The organism is Streptomyces sp. 1222.5 (assembly GCF_900105245.1).
In the GTDB taxonomy this organism is placed as follows: Bacteria; Actinomycetota; Actinomycetes; order Streptomycetales; family Streptomycetaceae; genus Streptomyces; species Streptomyces albidocamelliae.
Genome location: NZ_FNSZ01000001.1, coordinates 5002018 through 5023156 on the forward strand (window position 1 = coordinate 5002018; position 21139 = coordinate 5023156).

General features: G+C 72.2%; 18 protein-coding genes, 1 pseudogene and 1 riboswitch. Of the genes and pseudogenes, 8 read left to right on the forward strand and 11 right to left on the reverse strand.

Going from position 1 to position 21139, the window contains the following annotated elements:
• Positions 1–163: 163 nt before the first annotated feature.
• Positions 164–1102: a M56 family metallopeptidase gene (locus BLW57_RS22545; RefSeq protein ID WP_093476903.1), complete on the reverse strand. Its 939-nt coding sequence runs from the start codon at positions 1100–1102 to the stop codon at positions 164–166.
• Between the two features lie 237 nt (positions 1103–1339).
• Positions 1340–2557 (reverse strand): fumarylacetoacetase, encoded by a 1218-nt coding sequence (gene fahA, locus BLW57_RS22550; RefSeq protein ID WP_093476905.1) that lies wholly within the window; start codon positions 2555–2557, stop codon positions 1340–1342.
• 267 nt (positions 2558–2824) lie between these two features.
• Here fahA and BLW57_RS42455 point away from each other — a divergent pair.
• Both BLW57_RS42455 and BLW57_RS22560 read left to right on the forward strand, forming a co-directional pair.
• Positions 2825–3303 (forward strand): annotated as a pseudogene (locus BLW57_RS42455) (NAD(P)/FAD-dependent oxidoreductase); the annotation flags it as partial.
• A gap of 111 nt (positions 3304–3414) precedes the next feature.
• Positions 3415–4227 carry an HAD family hydrolase gene (locus BLW57_RS22560; protein ID WP_093476907.1) on the forward strand — a complete coding sequence of 271 codons (813 nt, stop codon included), beginning with the start codon at positions 3415–3417 and terminating at the stop codon, positions 4225–4227.
• Between the two features lie 189 nt (positions 4228–4416).
• Here BLW57_RS22560 and BLW57_RS22565 read toward each other — a convergent pair whose 3' ends face one another.
• Positions 4417–4905 carry a transglycosylase SLT domain-containing protein gene (locus BLW57_RS22565; RefSeq protein ID WP_093476910.1) on the reverse strand — a complete coding sequence of 163 codons (489 nt, stop codon included), beginning with the start codon at positions 4903–4905 and terminating at the stop codon, positions 4417–4419.
• A 5-nt stretch (positions 4906–4910) separates the two neighbouring features.
• A riboswitch (cyclic di-AMP (ydaO/yuaA leader) is annotated at positions 4911–5093 on the reverse strand.
• A 729-nt stretch (positions 5094–5822) separates the two neighbouring features.
• Here BLW57_RS22565 and BLW57_RS22570 point away from each other — a divergent pair.
• From BLW57_RS22570 to BLW57_RS22585, 4 genes are all read left to right on the forward strand, one after another.
• A complete protein-coding gene (locus BLW57_RS22570; protein ID WP_093476913.1) occupies positions 5823–6833 on the forward strand; it encodes a polyprenyl synthetase family protein in 1011 nt (336 codons plus the stop codon).
• A gap of 279 nt (positions 6834–7112) precedes the next feature.
• Entirely contained in the window at positions 7113–8312 is a 1200-nt protein-coding gene (locus BLW57_RS22575) for a LolA family protein (protein WP_093476915.1), read from the forward strand.
• Between the two features lie 35 nt (positions 8313–8347).
• Positions 8348–9355, forward strand: a complete 1008-nt coding sequence (locus BLW57_RS22580; RefSeq protein ID WP_093476918.1) for an ABC transporter ATP-binding protein — start codon at positions 8348–8350, stop codon at positions 9353–9355.
• Positions 9342–10268 carry an ABC transporter permease gene (locus BLW57_RS22585; RefSeq protein WP_093476920.1) on the forward strand — a complete coding sequence of 309 codons (927 nt, stop codon included), beginning with the start codon at positions 9342–9344 and terminating at the stop codon, positions 10266–10268. Before BLW57_RS22580 ends, BLW57_RS22585 begins: the two co-directional genes overlap by 14 nt.
• A 31-nt stretch (positions 10269–10299) precedes the next feature.
• Here the strand turns inward: BLW57_RS22585 and BLW57_RS22590 are convergent, their stop codons facing one another.
• The gene (locus BLW57_RS22590) at positions 10300–10887 is read right to left on the reverse strand and encodes a flavodoxin family protein (protein ID WP_093476923.1); all 588 of its coding nucleotides are present in this window, start codon (positions 10885–10887) and stop codon (positions 10300–10302) included.
• A gap of 193 nt (positions 10888–11080) precedes the next feature.
• On the opposite strand from BLW57_RS22590, the gene BLW57_RS22595 reads away from it, so the two are divergent.
• Complete coding sequence (locus tag BLW57_RS22595) at positions 11081–12262, forward strand: hypothetical protein (protein ID WP_093476925.1); 1182 nt, start codon at positions 11081–11083, stop codon at positions 12260–12262.
• A 73-nt stretch (positions 12263–12335) separates the two neighbouring features.
• Here BLW57_RS22595 and BLW57_RS22600 read toward each other — a convergent pair whose 3' ends face one another.
• The 3 genes from BLW57_RS22600 to BLW57_RS22610 all read right to left on the reverse strand — a co-directional run bounded on the left by BLW57_RS22600 (position 12336) and on the right by BLW57_RS22610 (position 15002).
• The gene (locus tag BLW57_RS22600) at positions 12336–12812 is read right to left on the reverse strand and encodes a VOC family protein (RefSeq protein ID WP_093480827.1); all 477 of its coding nucleotides are present in this window, start codon (positions 12810–12812) and stop codon (positions 12336–12338) included.
• A gap of 95 nt (positions 12813–12907) precedes the next feature.
• Entirely contained in the window at positions 12908–13975 is a 1068-nt protein-coding gene (gene rarD, locus BLW57_RS22605; protein WP_256339558.1) for an EamA family transporter RarD, read from the reverse strand.
• A gap of 172 nt (positions 13976–14147) precedes the next feature.
• The gene (locus BLW57_RS22610) at positions 14148–15002 is read right to left on the reverse strand and encodes an SDR family oxidoreductase (RefSeq protein WP_093476928.1); all 855 of its coding nucleotides are present in this window, start codon (positions 15000–15002) and stop codon (positions 14148–14150) included.
• A 106-nt stretch (positions 15003–15108) separates the two neighbouring features.
• Between BLW57_RS22610 and BLW57_RS22615 the strand changes: the two genes are divergently transcribed.
• Positions 15109–15513 (forward strand): winged helix-turn-helix transcriptional regulator, encoded by a 405-nt coding sequence (locus tag BLW57_RS22615; protein ID WP_093476931.1) that lies wholly within the window; start codon positions 15109–15111, stop codon positions 15511–15513.
• A 13-nt stretch (positions 15514–15526) separates the two neighbouring features.
• Here BLW57_RS22615 and BLW57_RS22620 read toward each other — a convergent pair whose 3' ends face one another.
• The 4 genes from BLW57_RS22620 to BLW57_RS22635 all read right to left on the reverse strand — a co-directional run bounded on the left by BLW57_RS22620 (position 15527) and on the right by BLW57_RS22635 (position 20995).
• Positions 15527–16588, reverse strand: coding sequence for a 2-oxoacid:ferredoxin oxidoreductase subunit beta (locus tag BLW57_RS22620; RefSeq protein ID WP_093476933.1), 1062 nt, complete (start codon positions 16586–16588; stop codon positions 15527–15529).
• A complete protein-coding gene (locus BLW57_RS22625) occupies positions 16581–18509 on the reverse strand; it encodes a 2-oxoacid:acceptor oxidoreductase subunit alpha (RefSeq protein ID WP_093476936.1) in 1929 nt (642 codons plus the stop codon). The genes BLW57_RS22620 and BLW57_RS22625 overlap by 8 nt, the downstream gene beginning before the upstream one ends.
• A 283-nt stretch (positions 18510–18792) precedes the next feature.
• Positions 18793–19464: a response regulator transcription factor gene (locus BLW57_RS22630; protein WP_093476937.1), complete on the reverse strand. Its 672-nt coding sequence runs from the start codon at positions 19462–19464 to the stop codon at positions 18793–18795.
• A gap of 187 nt (positions 19465–19651) precedes the next feature.
• Positions 19652–20995 carry a sensor histidine kinase gene (locus BLW57_RS22635; RefSeq protein WP_093476940.1) on the reverse strand — a complete coding sequence of 448 codons (1344 nt, stop codon included), beginning with the start codon at positions 20993–20995 and terminating at the stop codon, positions 19652–19654.
• Positions 20996–21139: the final 144 nt, after the last annotated feature.

The window sequence follows — 21139 nt, forward strand, 5'->3', positions numbered from 1 at the left end:
AAAACGCCGCTGACCTGGGAGTTCACCCGAGCTGGAGGGGAGATCTGCCACCCGGTCGCGACCCGGCGTCGGCTTTCTCTCCCCCTGAGGCACCGGCTCCCCCCTACGGCGCCGATTCCGACACCGGGCCGGTAGCGACGGCGGTGCCGTCACCACCCGCGGGTCACGACAGCGCGGTAAGCCCCGGCGCGAAGGTGATGAGCAGGGGCAGCAGGGGCACCAGCGCGGCCACGGTCGTCGTCAGGGCCCGGTGCCGGCGCAGCAGCCGCGGCGAGGGCTCCAGCAGGCGGTCCACGCGCTCGCCGAGGAGGCGGTGGCTGGAGGCGCAGGAAAGGACACCCCGGTGCTGGTTCAGCTCGATCAGGGCGAGGGCCGTGGTGAGGTGCCCGCAGCGCCGGGACGCCGTGTCGTCCGCGGCCAGCTCGACCAGGCGGTGCGTCTGGTCGCAGAAGTGGGCGAAGAGCGGGACGCGTGGGAAGCCCGTGGCGAGTGCGGTGGACAGGTGCAGCAGCCAGTCGTGGTGGGCGCGCGCGTGGCCGCGCTCGTGTGTGAGGACGGCGTCCAACTGGTGGTGCGTGAGCCGGTGCAGGGCCCCCGTGGTGACGACCAGTTGCGGTGGGTGCCCCGGCATCCACCAGGCGTCCGGGTACTCGTCCTCCAGCACCAGCATCGGCCCGCGTGCCGCCGGCAGTCCGGCCGGCAGGTCGGGGGCGCGTTCGCGCAGGTGCGCCCGGGCCTGACCGCGGCTGCGGCGGGCCTCGACGAGTTCCCGGGCCAGCATCGCCGTCGTCCAGGCGGCCCCGCACGCCAGCAGCAGCGTGAGTACGGCCGCCCACACCGGGGCGGCGGAGAGGTCGTACGCGGCGGTGACGGCGGGAGGGGCGGGGGCGAACACGTGGTCGCGCACGGTGTGGAAGACGGCTGCCGCTCCCAGGATCAGGGCCGCCAGGCAGCACAGCAGGACGGTGGCGACGAGACACTGCCACACCCACAGCGCGACCACGGGATCCCGCTCGGTCCAGGCGGCCCGCGTCAACGCGCGCGGGATGGGCACGGCGGCCGTCAGAGCGACGACGCTCAGCAGGAGCAGGCAGACGGTCATGCCGGGGCTCCGGTTCCTGGTCGGAGAGGGGTGCGGGTCTCGGTGGTGCCAAGGGAGCGGCGCGCGGCGGCTCGCCGCATGTGGTGCGTGTCCCCGTCAGTATGACGAAGAAGGGCGGCAGGAGTCAGGCCCTCGGACAGCCTGCCGCACCTCTTCCTCCGCAGGCCCGGGCGCCCGCGCCCGGGCCTGCGACTTCCCGCGTGCTCCGACAGGCCGAGCACGGGTTCAGGCAGTCGCTCAGCCCGAGACGACGCGCCCGCTGACCTCGCCCAGTGCGACGCGCCGACCGTCGGGGCCCGGGGCCCACGCCGACATCGTCACCACGTCGCCGTCCTCCAGGAAGGCTCTCTTGCCGTCCGGGAGCTCCAGCGGGTCTCGGCCGTTCCAGGTCAGCTCCAGCAGCGAACCCCGCTGGGCCTCCTCGGGTCCGCTGACCGTGCCGGAGCCGTACAGGTCGCCGGTGCGCAGCGAGGCGCCGTTCACCGTCATGTGGGCGAGCTGCTGCGCGGCGGTCCAGTACATGGTCGAGAAGGGGGGTTCCGACACCACATGGCCGTTGATGGCGACGGAGATCCGCAGGTCGTAACCGCCGGGCTCGATCCCCGGGGCCGAGTCGTCCAGGTAGGGCAGCAGCGGGTGCGTGCGCTCCGGGGGCGCCACGCGCGCGTGCTCCAGTGCTTCCAGCGGCGTGATCCACGCCGACACCGAGGTGGCGAAGGACTTGCCGAGGAACGGGCCGAGGGGGACGTACTCCCAGGCCTGGATGTCGCGCGCGGACCAGTCGTTCAGCAGGCACAGCCCGAAGACGTGCTCGCGGAAGTCGCCGAGCGCGACCGGCCGGCCCAGTTCGGAGGGCGCGCCCACGACGAAGCCGACCTCCGCCTCGATGTCCAGCCGGATCGACGGGCCGAAGACGGGAGCGGGGTCACCGGGGCCCTTGCGCTGGCCGGACGGCCGGATGACGTCGGTGCCCGAGACGACGACCGTGCCGGAGCGGCCGTGGTAACCGATCGGCAGGTGTTTCCAGTTGGGGGTGAGGGAGTCCTCGGCGTCCGGCCGGAAGATGTGGCCGACGTTCCGGGCGTGGTTCTCCGAGGCGTAGAAGTCGACGTAGTCGGCCACCTCGAAGGGCAGATGGAGGGTCACCGACGACAGGGGGTGGAACAGCGGTTCGATCGTCGGCCGATGCGCGGACGACGTCACCCACTCCGTCAGGGCGCGCCGCACGTCGGACCAGGCCGCGCGCCCGGCGGCGAGCAGCGCGTCGAGGGTGGGCTGAGCCAGCAGCGGGTGGTGCGGCGAGCCGAGCGCGGCGGCCGCGGCGCCCGCGTCGAGCACGTGGTCCCCGAGCCGGACGCCGACCCTGCGTTCCGTGCTGCCGGAGGGCGAGAACACGCCGTAGGGAAGGTTGTGCGGGCCGAAGGGGTCGCCCTCGGGGACGTCGAAGGGGGGCATGGGGGTACTGCCTCACTCTCATCCGAGCCATGCATGGCGATACGTTCCATGTGGTCGCGCCACACGTTACGGCCGAGATGCGTGTCTTGGGCAGTGCCTCTCGCAGCTCTTGGGCTGTGCCACCCGCAGCTCTTGGGCCGCGCCTCCGGCAACTCCGGCGTTGCAGCTCCCGCAGCCCTCGGGCAGTGCAGCCCGCAGCACTGCGGACGGCGCGCGGCGAGTCGGCGGCACCGACGCCGCTGCTCGGTCGGATCGCCGCTCGCACCATGGGCGCTCAGCAACTACCCGCACCCCTACCGCTACCTGCCCGAGCCCGCCCGCCACCACCTGGTCCGCCGGGTGCTCGGCCCGCTCGGCGCCTGGTGGCTGCGCGAGCCTTCGACAGCGGGGTGCGGGTCCAGGAGATCGAGCGGCTGGTGGGTGCCGAGGTCCCGGCGGCAACCCGGTCCTGCCCGTCCGCACCCTCGGCGGTCGGGCAGAGCGGCCCACCGCCGACCGTGTCGTCGCCGCCACCCGCTACCGCGTCGACATCGCGGCGACGGTCTTCCTCGGCCACGGGCTGCGCACCCGGCTCGCGGTGAGCCGCGGCACGCCCCGGCTCGGCCCCGGCTGTGTCACCGGTGCCCTGCCTGTACTTCACGGGGCTTCCGGCGGCGTCCTCGTACGGGCCGGTGATGCGCTTCGTGTGCGGTACGGAGTTCGCCTCCCCCCGTCTGGCGAAGCACCTGGCCGCGCGGCACGGCTGAGGTGCGGCTGGGCCATCGAGGTTCCGGAGTACGCCACTTGGGGCCGAGCAGCACGTAAGTACGTGGAGAGAGCGGTGAGTCGGCGGGGCGCGGTGTCCGTATTCTCTGATCATGGCACCCACCCCGGCATATGCACTGATCGCCACCGACCTGGACGGGACGTTGCTGCGTGGCGACGACACCGTCTCCGACCGGTCGCTCGCCGCGCTCGCGCGGGTGGCGGGGGCGGGCGCCCGGCATCTGGTGGTGACGGGCCGGCCGGCTCCGCGGGTACGGCCGCTGCTGGCGAACCTCGGCTGCACGGGGCTCGCGGTGTGCGGACAGGGTGCTCAGGTCTACGACGCCGCGGCGGACCGCCTGCTGTGGTCGGTCCGGCTGGACCGGGAGCTGGCGGAGACCGCGCTCGGCAAGATCGAGGCGGAGGTGGGCCAGGTGTTCGCGGCCGTAGACCAGGACGGGGTGGACGGGCTCACCCTCATCGAGCCCGGCTATCTGATGCCGCACCCCACGCTTCCCGCGCTCCGGGTGGGCCGGCGCGACGACCTGTGGTGCGAGCCCATCAGCAAGGTCCTGCTGCGCCACGCCACCCTGTGCGACGACGAGTTGGCGGCGGTCGCGCGTGCGGCGGTGGGTTCGCTGGCGACCGTCACCATGTCCGGGCCGGGCACCGTGGAGCTCCAGCCGCGCGGGGTGACCAAGGCGACCGGGCTCGCGCTGGCCGCCGAGCGGCTCGGAGTGGGCCCGGAACGCGCGCTGGCCTTCGGGGACATGCCCAATGACATCCCGATGTTCGACTGGGCCGCGCGGGGCGTGGCCATGGCCAACGCGCACCCCGAACTCAAGGCGGTGGCCGACGAGGTCACCGAGTCGAACGAGGACGACGGCGTGGCCGTCGTCCTCGAAGGACTCTTCCCGGCCGGGTGACCGGCTCTTCGGCACTGCTCCGTTCGTCCGGAGGCCGGTGCGCGCCGGTCCGTCAGGTGCCGGTGCGCTCCGGTCCGCCGGGCGTCGGGTGCGGGATGCCGGGCGGGTTCCGGTCCGCCGCCGGTGCGCGCCGGGCACGTCCGCCGGAACGTGCTCGGTGCGTCCGCCGGTACGGGCCGGACCCGTCCGTCAGTACGCGCCGAAGACGTTGTCGATCGAGCCGTACCGCGCGGCCGCGTAGTTGCAGGCGGCGGTGATGTTCGCGACCGGGTCGTAGGGGTCGAAGGAGGTGCCGACCACGTGGTAGGCGGCGAAGGTCGGGTCGATGACCTGGAGCAGACCCTTGGACGGGGTGCCCTTGACGGCGTTCGAGTCCCAGAGGTTGATGGCGTTGGGGTTGCCGGAGGACTCCCGCATGATGTTGCGGTAGATGCCGTGGTACGTGCCCGGGATCTTCTTCTCGGCCATGATCGCGAGGGATTCGCGGATCCAGCCGTCGAGGTTGTTCGGGTACCCGGCGGGGGTGGTGGAGGCCGTCGGGGCGGTGGTGGGGGCCGCGGAGGCGCTCGCGGCGCCGACGAGCGGCAGGGCGAGGACAGCGGCGCCGGTGCCGAGGGCGGCGATGGTGCGGACGAGGCGGTTGTTCCGGGTGCGGCGGGGCTGAGCGGCAGCAGGCATGGGGAAGTTCCTCTCCGTCGCCTGCGAGGTGAGCTGTCGGGTTCGGGCGGGGAGGTGCCCGGCCGTGCCCTGGGGAGGCGCGGCTTCACCCCTAGCCGTTCCGGTGCGACGTGTGCCGACCGGTACGGCGATGGCTTACCTGGGTCCCCCGCTCCTGCCGTACGAAATGAGTTCGTCGATGGGTTACGCGGGCGGCGGCAGGATTAGGCGTCCGCCCGACGGCCCGGAACGTATGCGAGAGCACATGTCGGGAACAAGTACTGGATTCACACAACACCCTATTTGACCTTGGTCTGTGGCTTTTGAGGCGCTTGATCCTTTGCGGTTGCCAACTCTCAACTCGCCAGTAGGGCAAGGGGAGAAGGGGATGCCGGTGAGTGGGGGTGGTTCTCCCGCCCGAGTGAGCCAACTCACGAAATAGCAAAATAATGCAAATCAGACATGAGGGATTCAGGTGATTTGCGGCCGAGGTGGCATTGCGGCGGAACCCGCGACGAGGCGCCGGTCGTTGTGGTGGTGGCCGCGGCGCGCGAAGAGGTGAAGTGCGGCGACGAGGGAAGGGGGTGTCCGGGTGGGTGTCGGGTGCTGTTGCGCGCCCGATGTGCCCGTTGTATCCGTTGTGCCCGAGTGGGTCGCCGCTCCCGGCGTGCTCCCGAGGTGTCCACCGGGTGGCGTCGGCATTACTCCGCTCACGCCGCGTTTCGCGACAAAGTGTGCGGATTCCTGTTAAGTCGATAAATGTCCATTCTTACCAACCGATCAAACCCATACCGGTCATGATCCGATACCGCCCAGGCTGGACCGGTGGGCGCTATCGGTGATCGAAAGAGGACCGGATACGCTGACTTGAGTGATGGCAGCGACCTATCGACAAACCGTGTAAGCGCCAGCAGACACCAGCAGACAGGAGACCCCTCGTGACCGTCGTCGGGCCGTTCGGGCTGAGCGTGCGGGACCAGGCTCTGGAAGCCGATGTCCAGGCCGGATTGACGGCTGTCGAGGAAGGCTTGCTCGAGGCCACCAAGAGCGAGGTCCCGTTCATCACGGAGGCCGCGCAGCACCTCGTACGGGCCGGTGGGAAGCGGTTCCGTCCGCTGCTCGTGATGCTCGCGTCCCAGTTCGGCGACCCCTACGCGCCGGGCATCGTGCCCTCGGCAGTGGTCGTGGAGCTGACCCACCTCGCCACGCTGTACCACGACGACGTGATGGACGAGGCGGCCGTGCGCCGCGGTGTGGACAGCGCCAACACCCGCTGGGGCAACTCCGTCGCGGTCCTGACCGGCGACTTCCTGTTCGCCCGGGCCTCCCAGATCCTCGCCGACCTCGGTCCCGAGGCGGTCCGGGTGCAGGCCCTCGCGTTCGAGCGGCTGGTCACGGGCCAGATCCTGGAGACCGCCGGTCCCACGGACGGCCGCGACCCGGTCGATCACTACCTGGACGTACTCGGCGGCAAGACGGGCTCGCTGGTCGCGGTCTCCTGCCGGTTCGGCGCGATGATGTCCGGCGCCGACGAGACGGTCGTCGACGTGCTCACCCAGTACGGCGAGCGGCTCGGGGTCGCCTTCCAGCTCGCGGACGACGTCCTGGACATCGCCTCCGACTCCCACGAGTCCGGCAAGACCCCGGGCACCGACCTGCGCGAGGGCATCGCCACGCTGCCCGTGCTCCGGCTGCGCGAGCGGGCCGCCCGGCTCGGGCTGGCCGAGGACATCGCGCTGTGCGAGCTGCTGGACTCCGATCTCAGCGACGACGCCCGGCACGCCGAGGCGCTGGCGGCGCTGCGCGCCCACCCCGCGCTGGAGCAGGCCCGCCAGGACACGATCCGCTACGCGAAGGAGGCCCGGGCCGCGCTGGCGCCGCTGCGGGAGTGCGACGCCAAGGCGGCGCTGATCGAGCTGTGCGATGCGGTGGTGCACCGCGCCGGCTAGTCCGGCCGGCCACAGAACGGCGCCCGCGGAACGGCGCCCCCGCACGGTCTCTCCCCTGGGAGAGCGGTGCCGACCCCTACGGGGAGGGGGAGACGCCGCCCCCGCGTGTCATACCGCAGGCGTACACCGAGTTGCTGCCGCGGTCTGACGCTTCCTCACGGCCGATTTGGTCAGATGGACACCACGGAAATCACCACTCCTCACCGATTCGGGTGAGAATGGCGGCTCAGGTGGACCAGCGTGAGGACAGCCGCCGCCGACGACGGAGGTAACGCACACATGGCACCGTACGAATCCGACGACGCAGCGGACGCGGCGCGGGACGAGGACGCGCGTTCCGGCCGCCGCAAGGCCGCCCGGTACGCCGTACCGGTCGCGGTGGTGGGGGTGGCGGCGGCCACGATCGGGCTGGTCCCGGCGCTCGCCGACTCCGGTGACCCCGACCTGCCCAGGATCAGCGCACAGCAGCTCATCGAGAAGATCGCCAAGTCGGACACGCAGCAGCTGTCCGGCACAGTGAAGATCAACACCGATCTGGGCCTGCCGGACCTCGGCGGCCTGGAGAACAGCCTCGCCTCGGGGGCGGCCCCGGGCTCCGGCGACGGCTCCTCCGCCGACCCGCAGTCCAAGCTCACCGAGCTGGTCAGCGGCAGCCACACCCTGCGCGTGGCGGCCGACGGCCCGGACCGGCAGAAGCTCTCCCTGCTGGAGCGGGGCGCCGAGTACAGCCTCATCCACGACGGCAAGGACGTCTGGGGCTACGACAGCAAGAGCAACGAGGTCTACCACTCCACCGCGGCCGACTCCGGCGAGGACCACCGGGCGAAGCCGCCCGCCACGCCCGAGGACTTCGCCGGCGAGGCGCTGAAGTCGGTGGACGACACCACGTCCGTCACCGTCGACGGCACCATGCGGGTCGCCGGCCGCGACGCCTACAAGCTGCTGATCAAGCCCAAGCAGTCCGGCAGCACGGTCGGCGCCATCAGCATCGCGGTGGACGCGAAGACGGGTACGCCGCTGAAGTTCACGCTGACGCCGAGGAGCGGCGGGGCCGCCGTTCTCGACACGGGCTTCACCCAGGTCTCCTTCGCCGAGCCGGCGGCCTCGACCTTCGACTTCACCCCGCCCAAGGGTGCGAAGGTCACCGAGGACGAGGACGGCCCCAAGGGGCGGGAGCACGCCCACAAGGGCGGCGACGACTTCGGCAAGGGCCTGGACGGAGCCACCGTCATCGGCAAGGGCTGGACGTCCGTCGCCACCTTCGACACCGGCGCCGGCGGCGGCCAGCCCACCGGCTCCCAGGGCGGTGACCTGGGCGGCTTCCTGGGCTCGCTCGGCGAGCAGGTCTCCGGCAAGTTCGGCAAGGGCACGGTGTTCTCCACCCGCCTGGTCAACGCCCTGATCACCGACGACGGCAAGGTCTACGCCGGCGCCGTGACCAAGGAGGCCCTGGTGAAGGCGGCGGACACGGGGAAGTAATCCTTCCCGGGCACGAGGATTCGAGGGGGGAGCCGATGGACGCACCGTCCGCCACGCAGCGGGAGGGGCACGACCCGGAGGACGCGCGGGAGCACGACCCGGCGGAGGCGCCCGAGGGCGTCATCGCCACGCGCGGACTCACCAAGCGCTACCGCGGCGGACAGCTCGCCGTGGACGGTCTCGACCTGACCGTCCCGGCGGGCAGCGTCTTCGGCTTCCTCGGCCCGAACGGCTCCGGCAAGACCACCACCATCCGCATGCTGATGGGCCTGATCGAGCCGACCTCGGGCACGGCACGGGTGCTGGGCCGCCCCATGCCGCGGGCGGCTCGTGCGGTCCTGCCGCAGGTCGGCGCGCTCATCGAGGGCCCCGCCCTGTACGGCTTCCTGTCCGGCCGGGACAACCTCCTGCGCTACGACGCCGCCGACCCGACCGCCGACCCGCGCACCCGGCGCGTCCGCGTCGCCGCCGCCCTGGACCGGGTGGGCCTCACGGCCGCCGCGGGCAAGAAGGCGAAGGCGTACTCGCTCGGCATGAAGCAGCGCCTCGGCCTGGCCGCGGCGCTGCTCCAGCCGCGCCGACTGCTCGTCCTGGACGAACCGACCAACGGCCTCGACCCGCAGGGCATGCGGGAGATCCGCACCCTGATCAGGGAACTGGCCGCCGACGGCACGACCGTCTTCCTCTCCTCGCACCTCCTGGACGAGATCGAGCAGGTCTGCACGCACGCGGCGGTGATGACGCGGGGCCGGCTCGTCACCCAGGGCGCGGTCGCCGACCTGGCGGCCGGGGCGCGCGGCCGGCTGGTGGTGCTCACCCCGGACGCGGCCGACGCGGCCCGGGTGCTCAAGGAGCAGGGGATCGGGGACGTCACCGCGGACGGTGACCGGGTCACCGGCGAGCCGCCCGCGCGGGACCTCGCCGAGGTGACCGCGGCCCTGGTCGGCGCGGGCGTGCGCGTCCGGGGCCTCACGCTCGAACGGGCCTCGCTGGAGGACGCGTTCGTGGCACTGACGGGGGAGGGTTTCGATGTCGCGGGCTGAGACGGTCCCGGGCCCGGCCGGCGGGGCCGGCACGCCGCTCCCCGCGCCGCCCGGGGAGGCGGCCGTCCGGCGGCCGCGTCTCCTGTGGACCTTCGGGCTGCTGCGCAGCGAGATCGTCACCACGGTCCGCCGCTGGCGCACGCTCGCCCTGCTGGGTGTGCTGGCGGCGGTGCCGGTGCTGGTGGGGATCGCGGTGAGGATCGAGACCAGGGGCGGCTCGTCGGCGGGCGGGGGCGGCGGCGGTCCGGCGTTCATCTCGCAGATCACCAACAACGGCCTGTTCCTGGTGTTCACGGCACTGGCGGCGACGCTGCCGTTCTTCCTGCCGATGGCCGTCGGCGTCGTCGCGGGCGACGCGATCGCGGGGGAGGCGGGCGCGGGAACTCTGCGCTATCTGCTGGTCGCCCCGGCCGGCCGGACCCGCCTGCTGCTGACCAAGTACACGACCGTGATGGTGTTCTGCCTGCTGGCCACCCTGGTCGTCGCCGTCTCGGCGCTGATCGTCGGCGCGCTGCTCTTCCCGCTCGGCGATCTGACGACCATCTCCGGCACCCGGATCGGCTTCGCCGAGGGCCTGGGCCGGGCGTTGCTGATCGCCCTGGTCGTCGCCGCGTCCCTGATAGGTGTGGCCGCGCTCGGCCTGTTCGTGTCGACCCTCACCGGCAGCGGCATCGCGGCGATGGCGACCACCGTGGGCCTGCTGATCACCGTGCAGATCCTCGACCAGATCCCCCAGTTGCACGCGCTGCAGCCGTACCTCTTCCCGCACTACTGGCTGTCCTTCGCCGATCTGATGCGCGACCCCGTCTACTGGGACGACCTGACGAAGAACCTCGAACTCCAGGCCCTGTACGCGGCCGTGTTCGGCTCGGCGGCCTGGGCGCGGTTCGCGGCGAAGGACGTCAGCGCGTAGCCCCCGGGGGCGGCCCGGGGGCGGTGCGGTCCTACGCGGTCTGGTGCGGGAAGCGGGCGAGCGGCGCGTCCTGCGCGAAGAACGTCTTCGCGCGGGTCAGTGCCCCGGTGTCCTTCAGCACGTCGCCGGGCTTGCTGCCGTTGCCGAGCAGGACCCCGCCGAAGCGCATCCCCAGGTAGGCGGCCGAGTTGTTGAGCGTGCCCACGTACGGGTCGGCGACGGACGGCTCCTCGTCCGCCAGTGCGGCGACGCCCCAGAGGGTGCGTCCGGCCATCGTGGCCTTGAAGTCGACGCCCGGGGTGCGCAGCCAGCCGGACCAGTGGTCCAGATAGGTCTTGGTGAGGCTGGAGACCGAGTACCAGTACAGGGGCGAGGCGATCACGATGTCCGTGGCCGCGAGGGTGGCGTCCAGCAGCCGGCCGGTCGCGGTGTCCGACGGCGGGCGTACGTGGTCGCTGTCGTGCCGGAGGTCCACGAAGCCGGGCAGCGGCCGTTCGGCGAGGTGGATCCAGCGCTGTTCGACGTCACCGGGCAGCTGTTCGGCGGCCCGGCGGGCCAGCAGTTCGGTGTTGCCCTCGGCGCGGGCGCTGCCCAGGACGAAGAGGAAGCGGCGGCTCATGGGTCCCCCAGACGAGCGATGTCGGCACAGAAATAAAGACGCGCGCATCATATGCACATGCAAGCAAATTTCTCCAGGGTGGCTGGTGCGAGGCTGTGACGTCACGGTGACGCACAGGGCGTGGGGAAAGTCCACACTGGACGACAGGGACGCGTACGACCGGATCGTGACGCCGGGGGAGTGAGGGAAACCGATGTCTCGACTCAGCTTCGAGAAGAAGCGGGCGCAGCAGCCCGCGGCGCACCCGGCGGTGGTGGCCGTACGGGTGTTCGGCGCGGGAAGCGCGTCGGTGGGAGGGGCGTCCGTCGTGGCGGCACCGGGCGAGCAGATCCAGCAGGCCGTCCTGAACCACCTCCAGCGCCTGGCCATCAGCCTGGGCGCGCCCATACGCGCCAGCGTGCACGACGACAGCGCCGGCTGCGTGGTGCCCCTGGAGGTCTCGGCGGACGGCTCCAGCCGGGTGGCCGGGGAGCCGGTCCGGCTGGCCCGCCGCAAGGAGCCGGCGGCGTCGGAGCGGACTCCGGCCCGGCAGCCGCTGCCGCCGGGGACCGTACTGGCGCCGACCGGGCAGTTCGGCCCCCCGCCCGTCATGGAGGCGGCCCCGCCCGTCCTCGACGAGGCCCCGCCGGTCGTGGACGCCGTCCCGCTCGCCGTGGCCGCGGCCCCGGTCGCGGAGGTGGTCCCACCGGTGCCGGACCTGCCCACGCCCGTCCTGGACCTGCCCGCGCCGGTCATGGACGTGTCGGCGGTCCTCGCCGGCGAGCCGGTGGGGCGCACCGACATGCCCGGGACCCGTACCGTCGAGCCCGAGCCCGAGATCCCCTCCGCCCCCACCCACACCCCGCCCCGCGGGTTCGACGCCGTCGCCGAGGAGGTGCTCGGGGACGGTCCGCTGACCGAGACCGCCGAGGGGGCCGAGCTGCTCACCGAGCCGATGACCCGCATCAACGAGGCCGTACGGGCGGGCGACATCGACACGGCGGCGGAACTCGCCGACCGCACGGTCACCGAGGCGTCCACCGTGCTGGGCCCGCACCACACCGAGGTGCTGCACCTGCGCGAACTGAACGCCTACATCGCCTACCTGGCGGGCGACCCGGTCCGCGCCTTCGGCCAGTCCCTCGACCTCGCCCGGCTCCGCCGCGACGCACGGGACGCCGAGGCGGCCTACGGAAACGTGCAGAGCGCGGCGACCGCCTGGCGTGCGGTGCGCGATCCCGAGGAGGGCCTGCGGCTGGGGCGCGACCTGATCGAGTTGTGGACGGATCTCAGCGCCGAGCCCGGCCCCGCGGCCGACGACCCGCGTCCCCTGGACTCCGCCCGCGCCCGGATGGTCCGGCTGACCGACCGGGCGGCCCGCGCCGCACAGGTGTAACCGGCGTACGCGGTACGGGCGTCGGCGCCCCCGGACCGCACGGCCCGCCACCGCCGTACGGGCGGCGGCGGGCCTAGTGCACGCAGAACTCGTTGCCCTCCGGGTCGGCCATGACCACCCACTCGCCGGAGGGCTCCTTCACCTCGTGCAGCACGCGCGCGCCCAGCGCCTCCAGCCGTGCCACCTCCGCCGGGCGCTCACCCCGGCCGGTGTGCAGGTCGAGGTGGAGCCGGTTCTTCGCCGTCTTGGTCTCCGGCACGCGCTGGAACAGCAGCCGCCGCCCGAGCCCGGTGCCGGTCCGGGGGTCGTACGGGTCGTCGGGATGCCGTACGGCGATCAGGTCACGGAAGGCGGGCAGGCCGTGGTACTCCACGATGGCCGCGCCGGGCAGATCGCCGGCGGACAGCAGCTGTTCGATCAGGGCGCTGTTGTCCTCGGCCGTGTAGTGCAGCGCGGCGGCCCAGAAGTCGGCCTGGGTGTGCGGGTCGCCCGCGTCGATGACGAGCTTCCAGTGCAGCGGGGCGGGGGTGGGAGCGGGTGCCTGGGTCATGGTGACCACTTATAGCCGCGACCCCCCGCCGGACGAACGCGTTCCGCGCCGTTCCGCCCGGCCCACCGCGCCGTCGTCCCCCCGCGTGCCCGGAGTTACGGCGTCGCGACCTCGGGGTCCGGGCCGGGGGCGGTGGCCAGGCTCTCCGCCTCCGGTCCGGCGACCACCGCGCCGGTCGCGAGAGCGGTACCGGCCGCGACGGCGGTACCGGCCGCGACAGGGCTGTCGGACACCGCGGCCGGCACACGACCGGTCTCCCGGAGCGCCCGGGCCCCGCGACGGGCGGAGCGCAGCGCGTCGCCCGTGAGCAGTACCAGCGCCAGCCAGACCAGCCCGAATCCGGCCCAGCGCTCGGGCGGCATGGCCTCGTGGAAGTAGAAGATGCCGAGCAGGAACTGGAAGACGGGCGCCAGGTACTGCAGCAGTCCGAGCGTGGACAGGGGCACGCGGATCGCCGCCGCGCCGAAGCAGACCAGCGGCAGCGCGGTGACGATGCCGGTGGAGGCGAGCAGGGCCGCGTGCCCGGGGCCGTCGTCGACGAAGCTGCTGCCGCCGTGCGCGACGAGCCACAGCAGGTAGCCGAGCGCGGGCAGGAACTGCATCGCGGTCTCGGCGGCCAGCGACTCGACGCCGCCGAGGGCGACCTTCTTCTTCACCAGGCCGTAGGTGGCGAACGAGAAGGCCAGGCAGAGCGAGATCCACGGCGGCCGGCCGTAGCCGACGGTCAGGACGACCACGGCGGCGAAGCCGGTCGCGACCGCCGCCCACTGCACGGGCCGCAGCCGCTCCTTCAGTAGGAGCACGCCCATCGCGATGGTGACGAGCGGGTTGATGAAGTACCCGAGGGACGCCTCGACGACGTGGCCGGAGTTCACGGCCCAGATGTAGACGCCCCAGTTCACGGTGATGACGGCCGCCGCCACCGCGACGAGTCCGAGCCGGCGCGGCTGGCGCAGCAGCTGCCCCGCCCAGGCCCAGCGGCGCACGAAGAGCAGGGCGACGGCGACGAAGACCGCGGACCAGACCATGCGGTGGGCGAGGATCTCGACCGCTCCGGCGGGCTTGAGCAGCGGCCAGAACAGCGGGACCAGACCCCACATGCCGTACGCGGCGAAGCCGTTCAGCAGGCCTATCCGGTGTTCGCCCTTGGATGTCCCGGCCACGGGCCCCTCCCTCTCATGTCAGGCACGCGAGAACGAAGGTAACGCCGAGCACCCCCGGTTGTCATGCCCGTATCGCCATACGGTCATGACAGCCGTGAGCCGGGTGCGCCGGAAGGCGCTGACCTGGGGGGTTCCGCCCGTCGGCGGGGTCCCTCCGGATGCCGGGAGGGGCTCAGTCCTTGAGGGCCGCGGCGACGGCGTCCGCCAGCGGGGTGGTCGGCCGGCCGGTCAGCCGGGACAGGTCGCCGGAGGAGACGGCCAGTTCGCCCTTCTCGATCGAGGCGTCCACGCCGGCCAGGATCGCGGCCAGCGGCGCGGGCAGCCCGGCGCCGGTCAGGATGCCGGTGAGCGCCACGACGGAGACCGGGTTGTAGACGATCTCCCTGCCGGTCTGCCGGCTCAGCTCGGCGGCGTACTCGGCGAAGCCCCACGCCACGTCACCGCCCAGCTCGTACGTCGTGTTCTCGTGCCCCTCGCCGGTGAGCACCGCGACCGCGGCGGCCGCGTAGTCGGCGCGGGAGGCCGAGGAGATCCGGCCGTCGCCGGCGGCCTGGACGACCGCGCCGTGCTCCAGCACCGGCGCCAGGTTCTCGGTGTAGTTCTCGTGGTACCAGCCGTTGCGCAGCAGGCTGTAGGGCAGGCCGGAGGCGAGCAGCACCTCCTCGGTGGCCCGGTGGTCGTCGGCGAGCGCCGCCCGCAGGCTGCCCGGGGCGCTGGTGTACGCGAGCAGTGCGACGCCCGCCGCCCGCGCCGCTTCGATGACGACCTCGTGCTGCCGCACCCGGCCCTTGTCGAACTCGTTGCCCGAGATCAGCAGGACCCGGTCCCCGGCCGAGAACAGGCCGTCGAAGGTCTCGGGGGCGTTGTAGTCGGCGACGGCGAGCCGCACTCCCCGTGCCGCGAGGCCGGCGGCCTTCTCCTTGTCGCGCACGACCGCGGTGATCCGGTCCGCCGGGACCTTCTCCAGCAGCTGCTCCACGACGTGCCGGCCGAGGTGTCCGGTGGCTCCGGTGACGACGATGCTCATGGTGGAGGACTCCTTGGGTGCCGAGAGGTTCGGTAGGCCGTATGCCACTCACCCTAGGTAGTGCACTAACCAAGCGAAAGTACCCACTTTGAAGTAAGGTACTGGCATGACGGTAAGCAACCAGATGACCGACGCCGAGGCGCTGTGCCCCCACCGCCTAGTCCTGGAGCACGTCACCAGCCGCTGGGGTGTCCTCGTCCTGATCGAACTGCTGGAGCGGCCGTACCGGTTCAGCGAGCTGCGCCGGGCTGTCAGCCGGTTCGGCGGCCGTACCGTCAGCGAGAAGATGCTCACCCAGACCCTCCAGACCCTGGAGCGCGACGGCCTGGTCCACCGGGACGCCAAGCCGGTCATCCCGCCCCGGGTCGACTACTCGCTCACCGGCCTCGGCCGGGAGGCGGCGGAGCAGGTGCGCGCCCTGGCGCGGTGGACCGACACCCGCATGGGCGACGTGGAGAAGGCCCGCCGGGAGTACGACGAAGCCCGGGAACTCAGGTCCCGGGCTTCGTAGAACGGCGGCGGACTCAGCCGACGACCGTCCAGGTGTCGCCGCCGGCGAGCAGGGCGGCCAGGTCGCCCTTGCCCTTCTGTTCGATGGCGGTGTCGAGCTGGTCGGCCATCGCCGTGTCGTAGACCGGACGCTCCACCGAGCGGAAGACGCCGATCGGGGTGTGGTGCAGGGTGTCCGGGTCGGCGAGCCGGGACAGCGCGAAGGCGGTGGTGGGGGACGCGGAGTGGGCGTCGTGCACGAGGACGTCCGCCTCGTTCTGCGCGGTCACCGTGACGACCTTCAGGTCACCGGTCCGCTGGTCCCGTACGACCCCGCGGGAGCCGTCGGCGCCGAAACGGATCGGCTGCCCGTGCTCGAGCCGGATCAGCGCCTCCTCGGCCTGCTGCTTGTCCTTCAGGGCGTCGAAGGCGCCGTCGTTGAAGATGTTGCAGTTCTGGTAGATCTCGATCAGCGCGGTGCCCGGGTGGCCGGCGGCGGCACGCAACACCTCGGTGAGGTGCTTGCGGTCGGAGTCGATGGTGCGCGCCACGAACGACGCCTCCGCGCCGATCGCGAGGGACACCGGGTTGAACGGGGCGTCCAGCGACCCCATCGGCGTCGACTTGGTGATCTTGCCGACCTCGGAGGTGGGGGAGTACTGGCCCTTGGTGAGCCCGTAGATCCGGTTGTTGAACAGCAGGATCTTCAGGTTGACGTTGCGCCGCAGCGCGTGGATCAGGTGGTTGCCGCCGATCGACAGTGCGTCGCCGTCGCCGGTGACCACCCATACGCTCAGGTCCTGCCGGGACGACGCGAGGCCGGTCGCGATGGCGGGGGCGCGGCCGTGGATGGAGTGCATCCCGTAGGTGTTCATGTAGTACGGGAAGCGGGACGAGCAGCCGATGCCGGAGACGAAGACGATGTTCTCCCTGGCCAGGCCCAGCTCGGGCATGAAGCCCTGCACGGCGGCGAGGATCGCGTAGTCACCGCAGCCCGGGCACCAGCGCACCTCCTGATCCGACTTGAAGTCCTTCATCGACTGCTTCGCCTCGGCCTTGGGCACCAGCTGCAGCAGCCCGTTGGTGGCGTCAGTCATCGATGGCCTCCTTCAGCGCCGCGGCGAGCTGTTCCGCCTTGAACGGCATGCCGTTGACCTGGGTGTAGGAGTGGGCGTCGACCAGGTACTTCGCCCGGACCAGGGTGGCCAGCTGCCCCAGGTTCATCTCGGGGACGACCACCTTGTCGTACTGCTCGAGCACGTGTCCGAGGTTACGCGGGAAGGGGTTGAGGTGGCGCAGGTGCGCCTGCGCGACGGAGTCTCCGGCCGCCCGCAGCCGCCGTACCGCCGCCGTGATCGGGCCGTAGGTCGAACCCCAGCCCAGGACCAGCGTCCTCGCGCCGTGCGGGTCGTCGACCTCCAGGTCCGGGACCTCGATGCCGTCGATCTTGGCCTGGCGGGCGCGGACCATGAAGTCGTGGTTGGCGGGGTCGTAGGAGATGTTGCCCGTGCCGTCCTGCTTCTCGATGCCGCCGATGCGGTGCTCCAGCCCCGGCGTGCCCGGGACCGCCCACGGTCTGGCGAGGGTCTGCGGATCCCGCTTGTACGGCCAGAAGACCTCCGTGCCGTCCTCCAGCGTGTGGTTCGGACCGGACGCGAACTGCACCCGCAGGTCCGGCAGCTCCTCCAGGTCCGGGATCCGCCACGGCTCGGAGCCGTTGGCCAGGTACCCGTCGGACAGCAGCATCACCGGCGTTCGGTACGTCAGCGCGATCCGGGCCGCCTCCAGCGCCGCGTCGAAGCAGTCCGCGGGGGTCTTCGGCGCCACGATCGGCACCGGGGCCTCGCCGTTGCGGCCGAACATCGCCTGCAGCAGGTCCGCCTGCTCGGTCTTGGTCGGCAGACCCGTCGAGGGACCGCCGCGCTGGATGTCCACGACCAGCAGCGGCAGCTCCAGGGAGACGGCCAAGCCGATCGTCTCCGACTTCAGCGCCACACCGGGACCGGACGTCGTCGTCACCGCGAGGGAACCGCCGAACGCCGCGCCGAGCGCCGCGCCGATGCCCGCGATCTCGTCCTCCGCCTGGAAGGTCCGCACGCCGAAGTTCTTGTGCTTGGACAGCTCGTGCAGGATGTCCGAGGCCGGCGTGATCGGGTACGAACCCAGGAACAGCGGCAGGTCCGCCTGCCGGGAGGCGGCGACCAGACCGTAGGCCAGGGCCAGGTTCCCCGAGATGTTCCGGTACGTGCCCGTCGGGAACGCCCGGGTGGCCGGGGCGACCTCGTAGGAGACCGCGAAGTCCTCGGTGGTCTCGCCGAAGTTCCAGCCCGCCCGGAACGCGGCGATGTTCGCCTCGGCGATGTCCGGCTTCTTCGCGAACTTCGACTTCAGGAACTTCTCGGTGCCCTCGGTGGGCCGGTGGTACATCCACGACAGCAGGCCCAGCGCGAACATGTTCTTGCTGCGCTCGGCCTCCTTGCGGGACAGGCTGAACTCCTTCAGCGCCTCGACCGTGAGCGTGGTCAGCGGCACCGGGTGGAGGCTGTAGCCGTCGAGCGAGCCGTCCTCCAGCGGCGAGTTCTCGTACCCCACCTTCTGCAGGGCCCGCTTGCTGAACTCGTCCGTGTTCACGATGATCTCGGCGCCGCGCGGCAGATCGCCGATGTTCGCCTTCAGGGCGGCCGGGTTCATCGCGACCAGCACGTTCGGCGCGTCGCCCGGGGTCAGGATGTCGTGGTCGGCGAAGTGGAGCTGGAACGAGGAGACGCCCGGCAGGGTGCCGGCGGGGGCGCGGATCTCGGCCGGGAAGTTCGGCAGGGTGGAGAGGTCGTTCCCGAAGGACGCCGTCTCCGAGGTGAAACGGTCCCCGGTGAGCTGCATACCGTCACCCGAGTCCCCGGCGAACCGGATGATCACCCGGTCCAGGCGCCGCACGTCCTTGGCTCCGCCCGGTTTGCGCTGCTCTCCCACGACGGTTCCGTCGGTCTGCTCCGCTGGGCTGCTGACCTGGCTGGTCACTGAACTGGACCTCCTTCGAGGCGGCTGTCCGGGGTGCGGTCGTCCCACGGACCATCCCAGGATCAACCCTACGTCGGTCAGGGTCGCCTTCCCGGTGGCATCCGTGGAACGGATCACATTTCGAGACGGCCTGTCGCACCGGGTTCCCATGATGTCCCGCGCCGTCCGGGCACCGGCCGAGGCGCTCCCCGCGGGTCCCGCGGATCCCTCCTTCCGCTCCCGTCCGGGTACCCCGTTCGCCGGGGTCCCCGGAGGGGCGGGCGACGCGCCGCGGACACGTCCGTCACGAGTTCAGATAGGTGAGAACGGCCAGAACTCGACGGTGGTCGCCGTCGCTCGGAGCGAGGCCGAGCTTCAGGAAGATGTTGCTGACGTGCTTCTCCACGGCGCCGTCGCTGACCACCAGCTGCCGGGCGATCGCCGAGTTCGTGCGCCCCTCGGCCATCAGTCCGAGCACCTCGCGCTCGCGCGGGGTCAGTCCGGCCAGCACGTCCTGCTTGCGGCTGCGGCCGAGCAGCTGCGCGACCACCTCCGGGTCCAGCGCCGTACCGCCCTCGGCGACCCGCACCACCGCGTCGACGAACTCCCGCACCTCGGCGACCCGGTCCTTGAGCAGATAGCCCACACCCCGGCTGGATCCGGCCAGCAGTTCGGTGGCGTAGCGCTCCTCCACGTACTGCGACAGCACCAGCACCCCGAGCCCGGGGTGCGCCTTGCGCAGCGCCACGGCCGCCCGCACGCCCTCGTCGGTGTGGGTCGGCGGCATCCGCACGTCCGCCACCACCACGTCGGGCAGCTCGCCCTGCGCGTCCAGGTCGGCGATGGTCTTCACCAGCGCGTCCGCGTCCCCGACACCGGCCACCACGTCGTGCCCGCGGTCGGTCAGCAGCCGGGTCAGCCCCTCCCTGAGCAGCACCGAGTCCTCGGCGATGACCACCCGCACCCTGTCCTCCATGATCTTCCGGCCCCCCGAGCCCGATCCCGCGACGACGTCCGTGCCGGACGCGCGTCCGTACGAAGGTCCAGCATTCCAGCATTCGGGCCGCACCGCCGCCGCGCTCCGGCGATGCGGGCGGGAGGGAGGCGGTGCCGGTCTCCGGGCTCGCGGCCGGGGCCCGGGGGCTTCGCGGGGGTACGAGCCGTCAGGCGGTCGTCCGCCAGGGCAGTTCGGCGATCACGCGGGTCGGGCCGCCGGCCGGCGAGTCGACCAGGAGGACGCCGTCCACCGCGTCCAGCCGGCCGGCGAGCCCGGCCAGACCCGAGCCGCGGGAGACGTCCGCGCCGCCCACGCCGTCATCGATCACCTGGAGCATCAGCCGGTCCTCCGAGCGCCACACGTCCACCGACGCGGACCGGGCCCGGCTGTGCTTGCTGATGTTCTGCAGCAGCTCGGAGACGGTGAAGTAGGCGATGCCCTCGATGGCCGGGACCGGCCGGGCGGGCAGGTCGACCTCGACCCGCACCGGCACCGTGCAGCGGGAGGCGACCGCGGACAGGGCCGCGTCCAGGCCGCGGTCGGTCAGCACGGCGGGATGGATGCCCCGGGCGAGATCGCGCAGCTCCTGCAGGGCCGTCTTCACCTCGCCGTGCGCCTCGTCCACCATGCGCGCCGCCGCCTGCGGGTCCTCCCGGAGCTTCTCCTTCGCCAGCCCCAGATCCATGGCCAGGCCGACCAGCCGGGCCTGCGCCCCGTCGTGCAGGTCCCGCTCGATGCGCCGCAGATCGGCGGCGGCCGTGTCGACCACGACCCCGCGGTCCGACTCCAGCTCCACCACCCGCGCCGACAGTCGCGACGGCCCGAGAAGCCCCCGGACGAGCAGCCCGTCCACGGTCGTCAGGGCCCGTACGAGCCACGGCGTGGCCAGCGTGAAGAGCAGCCCGACCAGGCAGGTCACGGTGATCTCGAAGGGGTTGTCGAGATAGACGCTGTGGTGGTCGTCGCCGTAGAGCTGCACACCGCCGGTGCCGGCGTACGCCGGGAACACCCAGAACCACAGCGGATAGCTCAGCAGCGTCCAGCCGACCGTCCAGAAGCTCACCGCCACCGAGAACGCGAACACCGCCCACGGGAACTGCACCACCGCGTACAGCAGGTGTCGCCAGGAACTGCCGCTCTTGAGGACCGCGCCCATCCAGGCCAGGGCGCCCGGCTTGGTCGTCCGCAACGGTTCCGGGTCGGCCACGTCAACGCCCAGCAGCGCGCGTGCCCGCGCCCGCTCCAGGACGCCGAAGCCCCGGCAGCCGGCGAGCGCGGCGGCCAGCACCGGGATGCCGAGGAAGGTCACCAGCAGTCCCGCCCCGAGCGGCACCATCGCCACCGCCCAGGTGAACAGGACGATGGAGACCGGCAGGCTCAGCAGGACATGGCCGAACTCGCGCAGGGTGCGTGCCTCGAACGGCGCCCGCAGCGCCGCGGGCAGCCGGTGACCGGTGCCGGCGGGCCGGTCGTGCCCTCGCCCGTACCGCTGTCCGTACTCCGTGGCCATCGAATGTCGTTCCGTTCTCCTCGTCCGGGCGGCCGCTTCGGCCGTGTCTCCAGAGTCGTGCGCGCCGCCGCACGGAGCCATGAAGGCCGTCGGCGTCTTGGGACGGGGGTTTTCCCCACCCCCCCGGGGCGCGGCGCGGTCGGA